We start from the raw sequence: 248 nt of genomic DNA, 5'->3' as shown, positions 1-248 counted from the left end.
TCAATGAATGAGTGTTCATAGCAATATGTACATACAGTAATGTATGAATTGAAACGCGATGCTTCTTAGTGAGCAAAGCGAATCAAAACAGTAGAATTCATTGAGTCGTTTCTTCGGAAACAAAAAACTTTTAATTGAAGAGTTTGATCATGGCTCAGATTGAACGCTGGCGGCAGGCCTAACACATGCAAGTCGAGCGGCAGCACGAGGGAGTTTACTCCTGAGGTGGCGAGCGGCGGACGGGTGAG

1 rRNA gene is annotated in these 248 nt (G+C 44.8%); it reads left to right on the top strand.

What is annotated here, in order from left to right:
• Window positions 1–131: 131 nt before the first annotated feature.
• A 16S ribosomal RNA gene (locus tag MMG82_RS21535) occupies window positions 132–248 on the top strand; the annotation flags it as partial.

This window comes from Shewanella sp. MM_2022_3 (assembly GCF_022557375.1).
Lineage (GTDB): Bacteria > Pseudomonadota > Gammaproteobacteria > Enterobacterales > Shewanellaceae > Shewanella > Shewanella xiamenensis.
The sequence above is the reverse complement of the archived record's forward strand: the minus strand, read 5'-3'. Positions and strand labels throughout refer to the sequence as shown.